The organism is Chryseobacterium bernardetii (assembly GCF_003815975.1).
Taxonomy (GTDB): Bacteria; Bacteroidota; Bacteroidia; order Flavobacteriales; family Weeksellaceae; genus Chryseobacterium; species Chryseobacterium bernardetii.
In genome coordinates this window covers 242,677-260,638 of record NZ_CP033932.1, presented here as the reverse complement: position 1 = coordinate 260,638, position 17,962 = coordinate 242,677, and the positions used below count along the sequence as shown (strand labels likewise).

Sequence of the window (17,962 nt, the reverse complement as noted above, 5' to 3'; positions counted from 1 at the left end):
TTTGCTTTATTAATTTGTAATAATCCGTAAAAAATGTTGATGTCATTTATGTTTAAACTAAAATAAGCTCAACTGCTGTGAAAACTGGTTATGAAACTTTGAAGAGCTGCCCCCAATCAACAGTTTCTTCAAATTTTGATTAGTTAAATACTTCAAAAAAGCATTTCCTGTATTAAAGTCAATAAAATATTTTGCCCGGTTCACAGCGGCTCCCAATTGCTTCAGATGATCCAAATTTAAAATCTGAAAACGCCTGGCACTCACAATTTTTTGAGCAGACTTTACTCCAATTCCGGGGATTCTTAATATCATCTGGTAATCGGCAGTTTGAATATTTACCGGGAACTGGTCCAGATGCCGTAAAGCCCAGCTTAATTTTGGATCCACTTCCAGATCAAGAAAAGGAATGTTTGGATCTAAGATTTCTTCAGCTTTAAAACCATAAAATCTCATCAGCCAATCAGATTGGTATAATCTGTTTTCCCGGAGCATGGGAACTTCAGTAGTTAAAGAAGGGAGCCGGTTGTCTTCTAAAACCGGAACATATCCGGAATAATACACTCTTTTTAAATTGAAATTTTTATAAAAGTGATCTGCCACTTTAATGATTTGAAGGTCATTTTCATTGGTGGCACCTACAATCATTTGAGTGGATTGCCCTGCCGGGGCAAACTTGGGGACTTTCTTCAAAATTTTCTTTTCATCCTGATACTGCATAATCCCTTTTTGGATATATCTCATTGGACTAATCATATCCTGTCTGTTCTTTTCGGGAGCTAATAATTTTAAACCGCTTTCTGTCGGGATTTCCAGGTTTACCGAAAGTCTGTCCGCATATAAAGCAGCTTCCTGCATCAGTTCATCACTGGCTCCCGGAATAGACTTTAAATGAATGTATCCGTTGAAATTTTCTTCCAGGCGCAGTTTTTTGGCAACCCGTACAAGCCTTTCCATCGTTGTATCTGCATTTTTGAAGATTCCTGAACTCAGAAATAGTCCTTCAATATAATTTCTGCGGTAAAAATTAATGGTAAGGTCTACTACTTCTTCAACAGTAAATGCTGCTCTTTTTATATCATTTGAACTTCTGGATACACAATAAGCACAATCATAGATGCAATGATTGGTAAGTAAAATTTTGAGTAAGGAAACACATCTGCCGTCTTCAGTATAGGTATGGCAAATTCCACTCACGGAACTGTCACCCAAAGCTCCCTTTTTATTCTTTCTTGTTCCTCCGCTTGATGAGCATGAAACATCATATTTTGCAGCATCAGCAAGGATTTCAAGTTTTTCTTTAAGGCGGTCAAAATTCATGCTCTAAATTGTTTGATATTATTTGTATCAATTAATGTTTTAAAATGTGTTCAAATTTAATTCCGAAATTGATAAATGTCAACCTTTTTTCATAGAAGTTATCAACAAAAAAGAGCCTCAAAATCATTATATTTACGCCTCATTAAAGTTTATAGTATGTAATCGCCATGATTTGTTGCACAAATACAGGTGAAACAATGCGGTTACATATAACTTTGAAAAAATAAATTATTTATATATGAATCATAAACCAATCGAAGGTTTTTCCAAGCTTCCAAAGCAGGGGAAAATCGACTGGCTCGTAAATGAATATCTTGAAGGTAACCAGGAATATCAAAATATATTAAAGCAGTATTGGAATGAAGATGCAGACCTTCAGAAACTTCACGAAGAGTTTTCTGAGAATACGATCTCCAATTTTTATATGCCATATGGAATTGCTCCGAACTTTTTAATTGACGGAAAATTACTGGCGCTTCCAATGGCTGTTGAAGAAAGTTCAGTAGTGGCAGCAGCTTCCAAGGCAGCTAAATTCTGGATTGATAAAGGAGGTTTTAAAACAACTATCATCAATACGGAAAAATTGGGGCACACTCACTTCATATTCAATGTAGAGCCTCACAAACTATTACACTTCTTTAATTTTAGCTTAAAGAAAAAACTTCTTGAATCTACAGAAGAAATTACTGCGAATATGAGAAAACGTGGTGGTGGAATCCTAAATATCAGCCTTGTGGATAAAACGGCAGAAATGCCGAATTACTACCAGCTGAAAGCAAGTTTTGATACTGTAGATTCAATGGGGGCTAACTTTATCAACTCATGCCTTGAACAGTTTGGAAAAACATTGAGACAGGAAGTAGCAACCAGCGAAGATTTTACCCAGGAAGAAAAAAATTCTTTACAGATCGTGATGAATATTCTTTCAAACTTTACACCTGATTGTATCGTAAGAGCTGAGGTTTCATGTAAAATGGAAGATCTGAAAGATGACAGCGGAATTTCTCCTGAAGAATTTGCTTCTAAATTTAAACAGGCTGTAACCATTGCTGAAATTGAACCTTATCGTGCAACAACCCATAACAAGGGAGTAATGAATGGTGTGGATGCCGTTGTAATTGCAACAGGAAATGACTTCAGAGCAACGGAAGCCTGCGCTCATGCATATGCTGCAAGAGACGGGCAATACAGATCTTTGACGCACTGTACAACAGATAACGGTGTTTTCAGATTCTGGATAGACCTACCAATTTCTGTTGGAGTAGTGGGAGGCTTAACAAACCTTCACCCATTAGTAAAATTCTCTTTAGCATTACTTGGAAAACCGTCTGCTCAGGAATTAATGAGTATTCTTGCTGTTTCAGGACTGGCCCAGAACTTCGCTGCATTACGTTCATTAGTAACAACCGGAATTCAGAAAGGGCATATGAAGATGCACTTGCTGAATATTCTGAACCAATTAGGTGCTACAGAAGAAGAAAAACAGCATTTTGTGACGTACTTCAAAGATAAGACGGTGAGTCATCATGAAGTCATCAATGAGTTTAACCGAATGAGAGGAAACTAATGTTACAGATAATCCTGCCTGTCATATTTCTCATCTTTGGGTTCTTTTTAAAGAAAACCAAATCACCGGGCTTTCACAGTTCCAGGAGATTTGCCAATATGTTTATCATACTTGGGATTTCTACTTTGGTAGCTAAGTTTATCTTAATGTATTTAAAGTCTAAACAGTGAAAAAAAGTGTCTTGTTTTTTATGTTGATTTCCGGTTTAAGTTTTTCGCAGAAAAATTTAAAAATAGCGGATTTACAGCCAAAGACCGAAGACTCCACTTTTCCGGTGATTTCTTTTGCAGAAAACCCTTTAGTGGAAACTAAAATAAACACATTTCTTCAGGTAAACGAACTGGAATATGTTCCGCATTCCGGCACTAATCCGTTTAAATTGGTGTCTACAGGAACAACTTCTTATTCTAACTATGTCTATTTTTATAGTTGGGAAAAGCTGGAAACCCCTAAAAATATTCTAAGTATCGGGATGGATGGGGAAGCTTCAGGAGCTTATCCTGAAAATTTTTCAGTTTGGAAAAATTTTGATCTGAGAACCGGGAACTTTATCAATGCTCAGGATTTGTTTCAGGCAAGTTCAGTGAAAGTCATTGAAAAGTTACTTGAACAGAAAGTAAAGAAAAGAGTGGATGACTTTCTTACTCAATTAAAGTCTGAGAAAAATCCGTCCGAAGAAACAGAAGACCAGATCGCAATATATGAAGGCTGTTTTACAGAGCAGTCTTTGGATAATATTCAATATTTTTTTGGAAAGGATAAGCTGACATTTGTTGCAGGAAGATGTTCCAATCATGCAATGAGAGCGTTAGACGACCTTGGTAGTCATGAGCTTGAATTTACCTATAAAGAGCTTGAAAAATACTGGAGTCCTTATGCAAAAAATCTACTTAGCGGATCTGATAATATTGGAAGAACAAGTTTCAGAAATAAGCTGTACAAAGGAAAAATTGATGGAAAATATTCCATTACAGTTCTGGTAAGCCGTTTCTATCCTGCAGATGATTCCTCAGGAACAAGTTCTTTTAATGCGGAATATTGGTATGACAAAAACAAAAAGCTAATCAAATGGAATGGGCAGATGAAAGGAAATCATATTTCTATTACAGAAAATGACCATTATAATGATGTAACCAGCCAATGGATTCCAAGAGCATTTGTAGAAGCAGAAATGAAAGGAAACAAAATTTCCGGAACCTGGCAGGATGATAAGACAAAGAAAAATTTAAGTATAGAACTAGAAGAGTTATAAAATGAAAACAATTACCCTGATTTTTGGAGCCGTTTATGGAATGCTGTCTGTGATTCTTGGTGCATTCGGTGCTCATGCCTTAAAGAAAATATTATCAGTGGAAAGACTGGAAAGTTTTGAAACCGGAGTACGATACCAGATGTATGCAGCATTTTTTCTGCTGATCATAGGATATATTTTAAAATTTGAAACTTCCACAGAAAAATGGACTTCCATTTTAATGATTGCAGGAACATTTTTATTTTCTGTAAGTATCTATTTCCTGAGCATGCAGGATTATATGGGAGCCAATCTTAAGTTTTTAGGACCTGTTACTCCGCTTGGTGGATTATTGATGATCTTAAGCTGGGGAATGCTGATTCTTTATTTTGCTAAAAATAAAATCTAAGAATGAAAATCAACAGAAGAAGACGGCTTATAAGAACATTCAACCTTTTAGATCAGCCCATAAGGTTTAATCCGTTCGTATTCAGCCGTACTTTTTTCATGTGGGCCTTTACAGGTCTGGTTGGTGGTATTATTGCCGGTGGATATTGGATCGTACTGGAACATTTTACTGAATTTTTAGCCCACTTTCAAGGCTGGCAGGTCATTCCGACAATGGCGGTCTGCGGTTTGCTGGCAGGGCTGGTAATCCACTTTATCGGAGATCCGGGGGAAATCCATCTGATTGTTAATAACATCAGGTTCAACAAAGGAAAACTGGATCCGAAAAATAATCCATCCATGATTCTCTCTTCCTTATTTTGTGTAGCATCCGGAGGAAGTTTAGGACCAGAGGCTCCCTTGGTACAGGTAACAGGATCTACAGGAACCTGGCTAGGGAAGATTTTCAGATTAAAAGGTGAAGAGTTGCGTTCATTAAGTATTGCAGGGATGGCTTCCGGTTTTACAGCTCTTTTCGGAGCTCCGCTGGGAGGAAGTCTTTTTTCCCTGGAAATACTGCACCATAAACATGCTGTTGAATATTACAAAGCCATTATTCCGGCATTGGTAGCAAGCTGTTTCAGTTACCTGATGTTCGCTTTGATTATCCATCTTGGAATTGGCGCAACCTGGGATCTGAAAGCCTACCATTACACTGGGGTATATGATTTTTTATATGCTGTATTGTTTGGAATTGTCGGAACTTTTTTCGGCTGGGTTTTCATTTTCGTAGTGAAATTCTTCAAAAAACTTTTTGAATACAGAAAGTTTCCCATTTATATCAAAACATTAGTAGGCGGAATTCTTTTAGGAATTATTGCATACAATTTTCCGATCACAAGATATTTCGGACACAATGAGATCAATCAGTTAATCGGAGGAAACTTTGGGTTGAATTTCCTGATTCTTGTACTCGTATTTAAAATATTGGCTATTGCCATTACAGTAACTTCAGGCTGGAGGGGTGGTTTTATCATTCCGCTGTTCTTTGTAGGAACCACTTTGGGATTAATTATTCACAATGTATTCCCAGGTGTGGATACCACGCTGGCCATTGTAAGCTGTATGGCGGCAATTAATGCCTGTGTTACGAGAACGCCAATGAGTACAACCATTATTCTGGGAACATTAACCGGGTTCACTTATTTTGTTCCGATATTATTTGCCAGTCTTACAGGATATTTCCTTGCACCAAGGATTCCGTTCATCGGATCTCAGTCTGAAAAATTAGCGGAAGAATAAGGAAAAATGTATAAACATGTCAAAAATCAAGGAACGAATCTTTAATTTTTGAATGAAGAATCTTGAACTTCCATGTCTTTTTAGTAAATTTGTCAACCTTTAAATATTAAAATAAAATAATAAAAATAATATGAATCTTCACGAGTATCAATCAAAAGAGATTTTATCAAAGTATGGAGTAGCTATCCAACGTGGTTTCGTTGCAAACAACGTAGACCAAGCTGTAGCTGCTGCTGAAAAACTAACTGCTGAAACCGGCGCTCAAGGGTGGGTAGTAAAAGCTCAGATCCACGCAGGTGGACGTGGTAAAGGTGGTGGTGTAAAGTTCTCTCCGAACATGGATAAACTTAAAGAAAACGCTCAGAACATCATCGGAATGCAGTTGGTAACCCCACAAACTTCTGCTGAGGGTAAAAAAGTAAATTCTGTTTTGGTTGCAGAGGATGTATATTATCCAGGTGAATCAGAAACTAAAGAATTTTATGTTTCTATTCTTTTAGACAGAGCTGAAGGTAAAAATACGATCGTATATTCTACTGAAGGTGGTATGGATATTGAGCACGTTGCTGAAGTAACTCCTCATTTAATCCACAAAGAAATCATTGATCCGGCTTTAGGTCTTCAAGGGTTCCAGGCAAGAAAAATTGCTTTCAACCTAGGTCTTGAAGGGAATGCTTTCAAAGAATTTGTAAAATTCATCGGTTCTCTTTACAATGCGTATACAGGTATTGATGCATCTCTTTTCGAAATCAACCCAGTGTTGAAAACTTCTGATAACAAAATTATCGCGGTAGATGCTAAAGTAACTTTAGATGATAACTCATTATTCCGTCACAAAGATTTAGCTGAATTAAGAGATACAAGAGAAGAAGATCCAATGGACGTAGAAGCTGGTGAAGCTGGTCTTAACTTCGTAAAATTGGATGGTAACGTTGCTTGTATGGTGAACGGTGCCGGTCTTGCAATGGCAACTATGGATATCATCAAATTATCAGGTGGTAACCCTGCTAACTTCCTTGACGTGGGTGGTACTGCAGATGCTCAGAGAGTACAGACTGCTTTCGGAATTATCTTGAGAGATCCAAACGTAAAAGCGATCCTAATTAACATCTTTGGAGGTATCGTAAGATGTGACAGAGTTGCTCAGGGGGTTGTAGATGCTTACAAAGCTATGGGTAGCCTTCCGGTTCCATTGATCGTAAGATTACAGGGAACGAACGCTGTAGAAGCTAAAAAATTAATTGATGAGTCTGGCCTTCCGGTTCACTCTGCAATTACTTTAGAAGAAGCTGCAAACAAAGTAAAAGAAGTTTTAGCGTAATCTAAAATTTTTAAATAAATAAGAGAACCGTTCCGATTTTGGAACGGTTTTTTTTGTTTTGAAGTAATGGATACCATTAAGTCTGGAAGGTTTCAAAAATCTGTAGGCTCAGTTTTTTAGCAAATCACCATAAATAAAAACCACCTCATTTTTGAAGTGGTCTTTACTTTTTATGTATAGTAAATTACTTATCCTGATGGCTTTCAGGTAAACTGGTATCTCCATTCGTAATACTAATACTGGTTGGTGTAACCAGTTGGATTTTATCTGCATCAAAACGCTCTTTAATATTTAGATAAGCTTTACTTCTTACCTGCGCCAGATTAGCGCCAATCTTGATCCAGAATTTAACCTGCAGATTGAATGACCCTTGCTTCAGATCTGTAAAAATAACTTCTGCAGTATCCAGCTTATCTACATTATCCAGGTTTTTGATCACATCAAGGATTCCTTTCTGGGCTTTGCTGATATCTTCGTCTGCCGGAATTTCAAAGTTCAGGATAATTCTTCGTTGAGGGGAAGCCGTAATATTGTAAAAAGGAGCATTGAAAACTACCTGATTGGGAATGTAAGCTTTCTTTCCATCATCGGTAAGAATTTTGGTTGTTAAAAATCCGATTTCCTGTACGGTGCCGGAATGAGTTCCGATCGTAATATAGTCACCTACTTTAAATGCCTTGTCTATGCCAATCAGCATTCCTGAGAAAATACTTGAAACAAGGTCTTTTAAAGCAACCCCGGCAATTACCCCGGCAACTCCCAAACTTCCGATGAATTTCCAGAGAAAGCCACTGAATCCCATAATCTCAAGTGAAATAAATGTTCCCATCAGCATAATCAAAAACCTGAATACACTGATTAAAGTAACCAATGAACTCTCTTTCTGGCTTTTTGGAAAGAACTTATGAAATAATTTTACAGCAATCTGGCTCAAGTATTTACTTGTAATAAGAAAGAATGTAAATACCAAAATACCCACAATCAGTTTAGGAGTAAGCTCTGCAAACGTTACATACCAATTTTCCAATACCTTATACACCAGGTCTATGTAGGTGAGTCCGGTTTTCTCCATGAATAAAATTTTACATTAAAGATATAAATTTTCAGCAAAAATTTTGCCAGTATCAAAAAAGTCTACTAAATTTGTAGACTAACAAACGCGAAATATTATGTCAATCAAATTAGGAGATACAGCACCCAACTTTCAGGCAGAATCATCTTTAGGGGATATTAATTTTTATAATTATCTGGGAGATTCCTGGGGAATTTTATTTTCACATCCGGCAGATTATACACCGGTCTGTACTACAGAATTAGGATATACCTCTAAATTACAGTCTGAATTTGCCCAGAGGAATACCAAAGTAATTGCTTTAAGCGTAGATGGTGTAGAAGATCATCAGAATTGGATAAAAGATATTAATGAAACCCAGAATACTGATGTACAGTTTCCGATCATTGCGGATAAGGAAAGGAAAATTTCTGAACTCTATGATTTTATTCATCCGAATGCTTCAGCTACCGCTACAGTGCGCTCTTTATTGATTATTGACCCTGCTAAAAAGGTGAGACTTATTATTACGTATCCTGCTTCTACTGGAAGAAACTTTAATGAAATTCTGAGGGTATTGGATTCTTTACAGCTTGTGGATAATTACCAGGTAGCCACTCCGGTAAACTGGAAGAACGGAGAAGATGTAATTGTTCCACCGGCGGTTTCTACAGAAGATGCCATTAAAAAATTTCCTAAAGGAGTAACTGAAATAAAACCTTATTTAAGATATACCCCTCAACCCAATACATGATTTATTTGATTTTTTATAGTTTAGTTTTAATTTGTACGAAAAGCGGCCCAGAATAATTCCGGGCCGCTTTCATTTTTTTATATAAGTGTTTCAGTGATTACTTAACATCATTGATGATTTGCTTTGCTTTAGATGTTGGAAGATAAATCTGGAATCCTAAACCAAAAGTAATTTTGTTTGTGTATCCACCGCTTCCGAATCCCGCATTGGCATCATATTTAACTAAACCTTCTAAACCAATATTCGGTGTAATGAAGTAAGAATAACCAGGACCGAATCCGAAGTTAAGACCATTAGAAGAAGAACCTCCTTTAGAGATAGACATTCCTCCAACCCCTACGTTACCTTCGAAGAACCATCTTCCGTGGTGTAGTAAATTATCCACTCCTTTTTCTCCCGGGTTAAGATAGTAACGTCCTAATGCTCCAACATTATATGTGAAAGTAGTTGGCGCATCTTTAGCTCCTTTAAATCCTAAATCTACATAACCCCCTACTGCAAGATTATCTTCAATGAAATAAGCACCCTTTGGCTGAATAGCAAAATCATATCCTGCTCCTTCATTTAAACCAAAATTAGCACCTGCAAGGTTTCCCCCTACCATCCAATTACCTTTCTGAATCTGAGCGTTGGCAGTTGCTGTTAATCCTGCTATAGCTAATACTCCTGTTACAATAAGTTTTTTCATAATTTATTATTTTAATAATTAAATGTTTATTATTCACGAATTAAAGAAAAAACAATAAATGTGCCAGACTCTTAATTTTAGACAATTTTTCTAAATTAATGTTAATAATATCAATGAGATAGAAGGTGTATTTTTTACATATTTGTTGAATATTTCACAATTTATAGTAATACGCCAGAGCTGCGGGAATCAGATGTTATTAAAGCTAAAAAAGCCTTAATTGCTTTTATAATTTAGATACATAAAAGAATAATGGATATAATAAGCCCTGCAATTGTAAATTTAATTCCACGTTTGAAAGCTTTTGTTTTAGGATTAAACATCCAGAAACTTGAAATAACAAAGAAGAAAAGTGCCACTCCGAAAAATACACTTAAAGGCGCAATAGCATCCTTAGACTGAGATTTGTGAAGCGAAACCATTTTATCCAGTACAAAAGGCAGTTCCATTTTTGAATATTTTGCAACTCCTGTTGCCGAATCATAAGTTCCTCTTTTAAAATGGAGAATAGTACCTTCAGTCTTTTCCACTTCAAGGCCTTTCATTTTAAGTTCCTTTTTCAATTCTTTTTCAGATAGATTGACAGATAAAGTCTTCTCATATTTTTTTTCACTCTTTAAAAAATCAGTGTCCCTGTAGACCAGAATAATTCCACTTACAGCATACACGGCCATAATACCAGCCAAGAAATATCCCAGATAACGGTGTGTAACTCTCATGAAACTTCTTGTGTCTTTAATCTTATCCATATCGTTTTTTTGTTTTGTTTTTAAATTTCAAAAGTGGAAACTGCAAAAATGCAATTTCCACTTTTAATAAAGAAGTAATTATAAAGTTTTTCTACAGTTTGTAGGTCAATGTAAAATAATAATTTCTTGGAGTGATTGGGTTCACAGAATAGTTTTCGTGAACATTGTAGTTTACAACATCAAACAGGTTGCCTACTCTTCCCTGGATAGAGAATTTTTTCCATTCATATCCGACAGATACAGAAACTGTAGTATAATCTTTTAGATCAAACATTCTGCTTACATTATTTCTGCTTGTATTTGTTGATTTAGTATCATTCCATCCGGCAATTCTGTCTCCAATGTAATAAATTCCAGCTCCAATTTTCAACCCTTTTACATAGTTTGTAAATTTATAGAAAACCGAGGCATTTGCCGTTGTTGCTGGTGTTCTCACCAATCTCTGTTTTTCAATATATCCTTTTTCAGGAGTGTCAAGATAAACAGAATTGTTATAAGAAAACCCTCCGATGATTGATAAGTTTTCTGTTGGATTTCCCGTAATATCTAATTCTACACCACGGCTTCTCATGTTTCCTGCAAATTCTTTAAGGTTGGTATCGGTTGAATTTACTGGTGCTGCATTAGGCGTAGTTGTAGGAATGAACCAATAGGTTTGATAATAATTGTTGTACGTGATCTGGTAAGCCGTTAAGTTAACTGCTAAAGCATTGTTCCAGAAATTCTTTTTAACACCAATTTCATACTGATCAACTGTTGATGGTTTTATGCTTTGTTTTGATAGCCCGGCTAGTTGATTTTGAATTTGCGTAACAGATTGATTGGTGTTTACAGTACCAAACTGATCTGAAGTATATCCTGCATTTGAAGCAAATGAATTTGTATACGTTGCAAATACCGAAAGATTTTCATTCGGAGCATAAACCAATCCTACTTTTGGGGAGAATGCATTATCCGAAGTTGAAGAATTTGCTACTTCAAATTTCTCATTTGATGCAAAACGGGTTGTTAGTGTTGGCATATTTTCTACATAAGACCATCTTAATCCAGCAATTACTTTTAATTGCTTTGTTAAGCTGATAAAATCTTGTGCATAGATCCCAATTCTTCTTGTATTGATTCTGTTTCTTGTAGTAAGAGTAGAAGTAGGCATGTCAATATTTCCCCATGTTGAAGGATCATCTAAATAGAGAAGGTTTTTTGGATCTGTAACATTATAGGCATAAGCATCTGCCTGGCTGTAATCTGCATCCGAACCAATTAATACCTTATGGTTGATTTTCCCGGTATTGAATTCACCGTTGATGTTTACTTGTGCAGAAGTATAATTTTGCTCGTTGTATGTTCTACCAAAAGGTCTTTTCCAGGATAATCTGTTGGGATCTACAGTTTTGTCTTTAGTTTCATAGATCCATTGTACTCTTTCAGAAGAAAAATAATCTTTCGTGTAGTTTTGGTAAGAAGCCGTAGCATTTAAAGACCATCTTTCGTTGAATTGATGATTAAAAGTTACATTCGTAGAAGCTTGCTGTACATTTTGATATTGCCAGTCAGTCCCAAAGAAAACATTTCTGGAAAGTCCATCATTCAATCTGTAGCTTTGGTCTTTTTCAGTAATAGATCCAAGACCAAAATCCGGAGTAAAGTTATTTTTAAGATAATCTGCCTCAACAATTAATTGGGATTTATCACTTAAATTAAATAAGAATGAAGGGTTGAAATAATATTTTTCAGATTGTACCACATCTCTGAAGCTTTCAGCATATTCATAAGCCCCATTTACTCTGAAAGCAATATTTTTAGACAATGGGCCGTAAACATCAATTGTTGGTTTGTAAGAATTCCAGCTTCCGCCGTTTAATCCTATGCTTCCGCCAAAATTGAATTTAGGCTTTTTGGTTATCATGTTGATAATACCTCCCGCAGCAGTATTTCCATAAAGCATTGCGTTGGATCCTTTTAAAACTTCAACTCTTTCAAGACCGCTTACTTCAGGAAAAACTCCGCTATTTACTCTTGATCCATTCTTGAAAATATTATCATTTCCTAAAATAAAACCGCGCCCACCAAAACTATCCTGAGAATTTCCTCTGGATGAAGTGATATACATCCCGTTTACATTCTGAAGAACATCACTCAGCTGTTTAGACTGTTGCTGCTCAATGATTTCGTGAGTAACAATAGCAATTGGCTGAGGAGTTTCCATCATCGTCAGATTAGACTTTGTAGATAATGGCCTTGCCTGATTAGGATTTCCTGTTTTATGAAGATTAATATCTTCAATGGTTTGAGTTCTGATGGTGTCTGCTTCAACGTTTTTCAGCTGTGCACTGGCTGAAACAGCGATAAATAGAAGACCTAGTGATAGTAATTGTCTTTTCATTTTATTTTTATGTAGAACAGTTTTAAATAAGGCGCAAATGTAAGTATTTGTTTAGAATAGATAAAAATAATTTCATGATTTTTATCATATCTTTTAAAGGTGAAATAGATGGATTCTTTCTATCCTTATTGTTGAGACAGTATCCAGCACTTTTTATGAATATATTTGTTGAAAAATTAAAATATGCAACTGGTAAAAGCAGGCCTTTGTGCCTTTGGAATGAGTGGAAAAGTCTTTCACGCTCCCTTTTTAAAAGACCATCCGGGGTTCTTCATTTCTGCAGTAGTAGAAAGAAGTAAAGAAGAGTCTAAGGAAAAATATCCTGAAGCCACTATTTACCGTTCGGTAGAAGAAATGCTTCAGAATGCAGATGTAGAACTGGTTATTATCAATACTCCGGTGCAGACGCATTATGAATATGCCAGAAAAGCATTGGAAGCAGGAAAAAATATTATTGTTGAAAAGCCTTTCACCGTAAATGTAGAAGAAGCTGAAGAATTGGTAAAGCTCGCGGAAGAGAAAGGATTATTTTTAAGTGTCTATCAAAACAGAAGATTCGACCGAGATTTTCAGCAGGTACAAAAAATTTTAAGCGAAGGAAAATTAGGAAATATTAAAGAAGCGGAGATCCGTTTTGACAGGTTCCGTACTACGCCTAGCGGAAAGCAGCATAAAGAAAATCCTGATCAGACAGGTTCAGGTTCATTACATGATCTTGGAGCTCATCTTGTAGACCAGGCAGTACAGTGTTTCGGATATCCTGAAAAGCTTTTTGCAGATGTATTTTCTATGAAGGGATCAGAGTTCGCCAATGATTATTTTGAAATTGTGCTATTCTATAAAAATGATCTGAGGGTACGGTTAAAATCCTCAGTTTTTACCAAAGAAGATCACTATGCTTATAAAATCCATGGAGACAGAGGAAGCTTTCTGCAGGAAAGAACCGATAATCAGGAAACTGAATTGGTTGCAGGAGCAATTCCTGTTTATGGAAAAGAATGGATGCAGCCTTTGAAAGAAGCAGATGGAATTTTAAATTATCTGAATGAAAATTCTGAAACAGAAAGAATATTTACTTCAAGCGAAGCTGGAAATTATATGGATTATTACCAGCAGATTTATGAACATATTGTTTTCGGATATCCTTTACCATCACCGGGAAAAGAAGTCATTCAGAATATGAAGATCATTGATGCATCACTGGAAAGTGTAAAAGACGGTAAAGTAACTGTATTGTAAGGGGTGAGTGTTATAAATGAGTTCAAAGTTAGCTAAAGTAAAATTCTCAAGCTCTCTGAACTCATTTATAACCTATGTTTTACATGATTTCCTGAAGTTCAAGCCATCTCATTTCATGGTTTTCCAGTTTTTCAGAAACTGTTTCCAGTTCTGAAGAAAGCTTGGCTATTTTTTCATACTCAGTTTCATTATTAAGCTGATCTAAGATTTTTGTACGTTGTTCTTCAAGCTCAGGCATTTCTTTTTCAATGGTTTCCAACTCCCTTTGTTCTTTGAAGGTTAATTTTCTTTTTTGAGAATTAGATGATGAGGTGTTTTCTGTAACAGCAGGCGTTTCTTTTACAGGTTCAGATTTTACAGCCGTATTTTTTTCTAAAGCCTCTTCACGACTTCTGGCTTCACGGTATTCTGAGAAATTTCCAACAAAATCCCTGATTTTTCCGTCTCCTTCAAAAGCAAGGACGTGGTCTACAATTCTGTCCATGAAATATCTGTCGTGAGAAACAATGATTAAAGATCCCTGGAATTGCTGCAGGAAATTTTCAAGAACCGTTAATGTAGGAAGATCCAGATCATTCGTAGGTTCGTCAAAAATCAGGAAGTTAGGATTCTGATACAAAATATACATCAGGTGTAATCTTCTCTTTTCACCTCCCGATAATTTTGAAATAGGAGAGTACTGCGTCTGGTCGTCAAATAAAAATAATCTCAGGAACTGTGATGCGGAAAGGCTTTTTCCATTCGCTAAAGGATAGAATTCCGCAATTTCCTTAATAAAGTCAATTACACGCTCATCCTCTTTATAAGTAAGACCCTTCTGGGCAAAATATCCGAAAGAAATAGTTTCCCCGGTTTCAATTTCTCCCTTGTCTATTTTCTCCAATCCCTGGATAATATTTAATAATGTAGATTTTCCGGCTCCGTTCTTTCCTATAATTCCTACTTTTTCACCACGCTGGAATTGGTAGCTGAAATCTTTTAGCAGGACTTTATTTCCAAAACTTTTGTCAATATGTTTCAGTTCCAGGATTTTATTTCCTAAGCGTTTCATTTCAAAATCCAGTTCCAGACCCTGTTTTCTGGTATCTGTTTTGGCTACCTTTTCTGTTTCGTAGAAAGCATCTATTCTGCTTTTGGATTTTGTGGTTCTGGCCTTTGGCTGTCTGCGCATCCATTCCAGTTCCTTTCTGTAAAGGTTATTGGCTTTATCAATGGTAGCATTAAGATTCTCTTCACGGATCATTTTATTTTCAAGATACGTTGCATAAGAACCATTGTGAACGTAAAGGTTCCTGTCTTCCATTTCCCAGATGATATCACAAACACTGTCAAGGAAATATCGGTCGTGGGTAACAAGCAGTAGTGTGATTTTTGCCTTGTTAAGATAATTTTCCAGCCATTCTACCATATCCACATCCAGGTGGTTGGTAGGCTCATCCATGATTAGAAGAGTGTGTTTATGTTCTGCTCTGGTTTCTGTTAATAATTTTGCAAGGGCAACACGTTTAATTTGTCCTCCGGAAAGCGTTCCCATTTTAGCCTCGAGATCAGTAATCTTAAGCTGTGAAAGGATCTGTTTCATTTCATTTTCAAGATCCCATGCTTTGTGGGCCTCCATATCTGCAAGTGCCTTTTCAATAAAGGCGTGATCTGTGGAATGAAGGGACTGGTGGTAGTTCTTTAAAGCAAGGATAGGTTCAGAATCCAGTGTCATCATGAATTCTTCAATGCTTAAATTGGAATCAAAATCAATTTCCTGATCGAATAAAACAACCTGGATATCTTTATTAATGATCGCAGTACCGCTGTCTGCAATTTCTTTACCCATTAAAATTTTAAGAAGAGTAGATTTTCCACTTCCGTTTTTGGCAACAATAGCAATTTTATCTCCTTCATTGATGTGAAAGGAAATGTTTTCAAACAAAACTTTGATGCCATAAGATTTGGTAAGATTTTCTGCAGAAACGTAATTCATTGGGAATTAATAGTTTGATTTTAATTTTGAACTGAACCGCAAAAATACGAAAATGTAACCATAAAATTTTCCGGAATTGGCCTTATAAAAATGAATATTTATGATTTCTTAATAATTTATGGGAGGAAATCATGGCGATTTGTAAAAAGGCGGCAACATTTAAAGTTTTTAGGATTCATAGGTTGAAGTTCAGGTTTTTTAGAATAAATTTAACTAATGGAAGATTAAATTTAATAATGCCTTATGAGTAGTGATGGTGATAAAATAGATAAGTTTGCATCAAACTTTTAACATGGAAAAACTCAGTATTTTATCTTTTATCCTTACGGTTTCGGTTTTCAATGCACAGGTAATTTCAGGAACCATTATTTCTAAAAATGAAAATCAGCCTGTTCCTTATGTAAAGATTGGGATAGAAAAGAGAACTACCGGTACTATTTCTGATAACAAAGGAAATTTTTCAATTGATCTTACCGGATTGGATCCGGACCAGAAAGTAAAAATAGAGGTTCCGGGATATGAACTGTATGAGGAAGCGGTACGGGAGTTCAAAAAGCATGACCAGCAGAAGGTAGTTCTGAATGAGAAAACCAAAACAATCAAAGAGATTGCTATTAAACCTAAAAAGCTGGTTGATAAAAACTGGGGAGTAACAACAAAAACCAAAAGTATTTTATATTTCGTTAATCCGGTAGGTGATAAAGCAGGCTTCCTTGGTGAAACAGCCTTGGAATTTAATGCTAAGAAAAGATCTAAAATCAAAAATATTAATTTGAATATTGCCCGCTATGTTTCTACAGAACCGGTTTTGATGCGATACAGTATTTACAGTGAAAAGGACGGTTACCCTGATAAAAATATCCTGGATGAAGAGATTACTGTACAGCTTACTGAAGATATGATTAAAGACGGAACATTTACGCTTGATGTTAATGATCATAACATTTGGGTGAAAGGTAAATTTTTTGTGGGGATTAATTTCCTAAAAGCCTTTAACGGAAATATTAAAATTAGTGCGGCATTGTTTAAAACAGGATTTATCCGTGAGTTCTATGGAGACTGGAAAAAGATGACTATTGCTGCTCCCGCTATTAATATTGATGTAAAAATGGATAAAAGCGGAAAAGATACCAAAGATGATGATGGAGGTTATGCAGACGATGATGTCTCCCAGGCATGGTTGGCTGATAACTCGAAAAATATAGCGGAAGCAGATAAATCCATATATGGTAAAAATGATTCTGCCGGAAAATATTTAAAACTTAAAGATACCGATCTCTATTATGAAGTGTATGGCACAGGAGAACCTCTGGTATTGCTTCACGGTAATTCAGGCAGTATCAAAGATTATTATCAGCAAATTCCGGTGCTGTCCAAGCAGTATAAAATAATTGCAGTAGATACAAGAGGACAGGGGAAAAGTAAAGATACCTCCAAAAAAGATTTTACATATAAATTATTTGCAGATGATGTAAAAGCATTAGCTGATGAGCTAAAGCTCGATAAAGTTAATATCGTGGGTTGGAGTGATGGTGGAAATACAGGCCTTGAATTTGCATTGAAATATCCGGAACGTCTTAATAAATTGGTAACTATTGGAGCTAATGCTTTTCCTGAAGGAGTAGAAGATAAGCTTATTGAAAGGTTTACCAGCCAGATAAAACAGCTGAATGATATGGCTTCTGGAGAAACGTTTAATGAACGCAGACTTCTAAAGATCATGCTGACAGAGCCAGGTATCAGTAAAGATGATTTAAATAAAATAAAAAGTAAGGTTCTTGTTATTGCTGGTGACAGAGATGTAATTAAACCGGATCATACAGAATTTATTTCCAAACAAATTCCAAACGCTGAAAAGAAAATTTATAAGGATACAACCCATATGGTTCCTTATGAACAACCGGATCAGCTTAATGCCGATATTCTAAGTTTCCTTAGTAAGAAGTAGGAAAAACAGGAAGCTGGAAGACAGAGGCAGTAAGTTTAAAAAGCTCCTTT

14 protein-coding genes are annotated in these 17,962 nt (G+C 36.0%); 8 read left to right on the top strand and 6 right to left on the bottom strand.

From position 1 onward, the window contains the following. Positions 1-57 precede the first annotated feature (57 nt). On the bottom strand, positions 58-1,317 hold the full coding sequence (locus tag EG339_RS01190; RefSeq protein ID WP_123868510.1) for a putative DNA modification/repair radical SAM protein: 1,260 nt from the start codon (positions 1,315-1,317) through the stop codon (positions 58-60). Positions 1,318-1,555: 238 nt separating this feature from the next. On the opposite strand from EG339_RS01190, the gene EG339_RS01185 reads away from it, so the two are divergent. The 5 genes from EG339_RS01185 to sucC all read left to right on the top strand — a co-directional run bounded on the left by EG339_RS01185 (position 1,556) and on the right by sucC (position 7,125). After that, positions 1,556-2,884, top strand: coding sequence for a hydroxymethylglutaryl-CoA reductase, degradative (locus tag EG339_RS01185; protein WP_123868509.1), 1,329 nt, complete (start codon positions 1,556-1,558; stop codon positions 2,882-2,884). 166 nt (positions 2,885-3,050) lie between these two features. Then, positions 3,051-4,136: a hypothetical protein gene (locus EG339_RS01180; RefSeq protein ID WP_123868508.1), complete on the top strand. Its 1,086-nt coding sequence runs from the start codon at positions 3,051-3,053 to the stop codon at positions 4,134-4,136. A gap of 1 nt (position 4,137) precedes the next feature. Further along, entirely contained in the window at positions 4,138-4,524 is a 387-nt protein-coding gene (locus tag EG339_RS01175; protein WP_123868507.1) for a DUF423 domain-containing protein, read from the top strand. Positions 4,525-4,526: 2 nt separating this feature from the next. Next, positions 4,527-5,804, top strand: a complete 1,278-nt coding sequence (locus tag EG339_RS01170) for a chloride channel protein (RefSeq protein ID WP_123868506.1) — start codon at positions 4,527-4,529, stop codon at positions 5,802-5,804. A 130-nt stretch (positions 5,805-5,934) separates the two neighbouring features. Next, complete coding sequence (sucC, locus tag EG339_RS01165; protein WP_123868505.1) at positions 5,935-7,125, top strand: ADP-forming succinate--CoA ligase subunit beta; 1,191 nt, start codon at positions 5,935-5,937, stop codon at positions 7,123-7,125. A gap of 184 nt (positions 7,126-7,309) precedes the next feature. On the opposite strand, the gene EG339_RS01160 is transcribed toward sucC, so the two are convergent. Further along, on the bottom strand, positions 7,310-8,197 hold the full coding sequence (locus EG339_RS01160) for a mechanosensitive ion channel family protein (RefSeq protein WP_123868504.1): 888 nt from the start codon (positions 8,195-8,197) through the stop codon (positions 7,310-7,312). 97 nt (positions 8,198-8,294) lie between these two features. On the opposite strand from EG339_RS01160, the gene EG339_RS01155 reads away from it, so the two are divergent. Then, positions 8,295-8,930, top strand: a complete 636-nt coding sequence (locus tag EG339_RS01155; RefSeq protein ID WP_123868503.1) for a peroxiredoxin — start codon at positions 8,295-8,297, stop codon at positions 8,928-8,930. A 97-nt stretch (positions 8,931-9,027) separates the two neighbouring features. On the opposite strand, the gene EG339_RS01150 is transcribed toward EG339_RS01155, so the two are convergent. From EG339_RS01150 to EG339_RS01140, 3 genes are all read right to left on the bottom strand, one after another. Then, positions 9,028-9,618 carry an outer membrane beta-barrel protein gene (locus EG339_RS01150; protein WP_123868502.1) on the bottom strand — a complete coding sequence of 197 codons (591 nt, stop codon included), beginning with the start codon at positions 9,616-9,618 and terminating at the stop codon, positions 9,028-9,030. Positions 9,619-9,851: 233 nt separating this feature from the next. After that, the gene (locus EG339_RS01145; protein WP_123868501.1) at positions 9,852-10,367 is read right to left on the bottom strand and encodes a hypothetical protein; all 516 of its coding nucleotides are present in this window, start codon (positions 10,365-10,367) and stop codon (positions 9,852-9,854) included. Between the two features lie 91 nt (positions 10,368-10,458). Beyond that, complete coding sequence (locus EG339_RS01140; protein WP_123868500.1) at positions 10,459-12,750, bottom strand: TonB-dependent siderophore receptor; 2,292 nt, start codon at positions 12,748-12,750, stop codon at positions 10,459-10,461. A gap of 183 nt (positions 12,751-12,933) precedes the next feature. Between EG339_RS01140 and EG339_RS01135 the strand changes: the two genes are divergently transcribed. Beyond that, a complete protein-coding gene (locus EG339_RS01135) occupies positions 12,934-13,989 on the top strand; it encodes a Gfo/Idh/MocA family oxidoreductase (RefSeq protein ID WP_123868499.1) in 1,056 nt (351 codons plus the stop codon). 79 nt (positions 13,990-14,068) lie between these two features. On the opposite strand, the gene EG339_RS01130 is transcribed toward EG339_RS01135, so the two are convergent. Next, positions 14,069-15,964 carry an ABC-F family ATP-binding cassette domain-containing protein gene (locus EG339_RS01130; RefSeq protein WP_123868498.1) on the bottom strand — a complete coding sequence of 632 codons (1,896 nt, stop codon included), beginning with the start codon at positions 15,962-15,964 and terminating at the stop codon, positions 14,069-14,071. Between the two features lie 292 nt (positions 15,965-16,256). Here EG339_RS01130 and EG339_RS01125 point away from each other — a divergent pair, with 292 nt between their 5' ends. Then, the gene (locus EG339_RS01125) at positions 16,257-17,912 is read left to right on the top strand and encodes an alpha/beta fold hydrolase (protein WP_123868497.1); all 1,656 of its coding nucleotides are present in this window, start codon (positions 16,257-16,259) and stop codon (positions 17,910-17,912) included. Positions 17,913-17,962 lie beyond the last annotated feature (50 nt).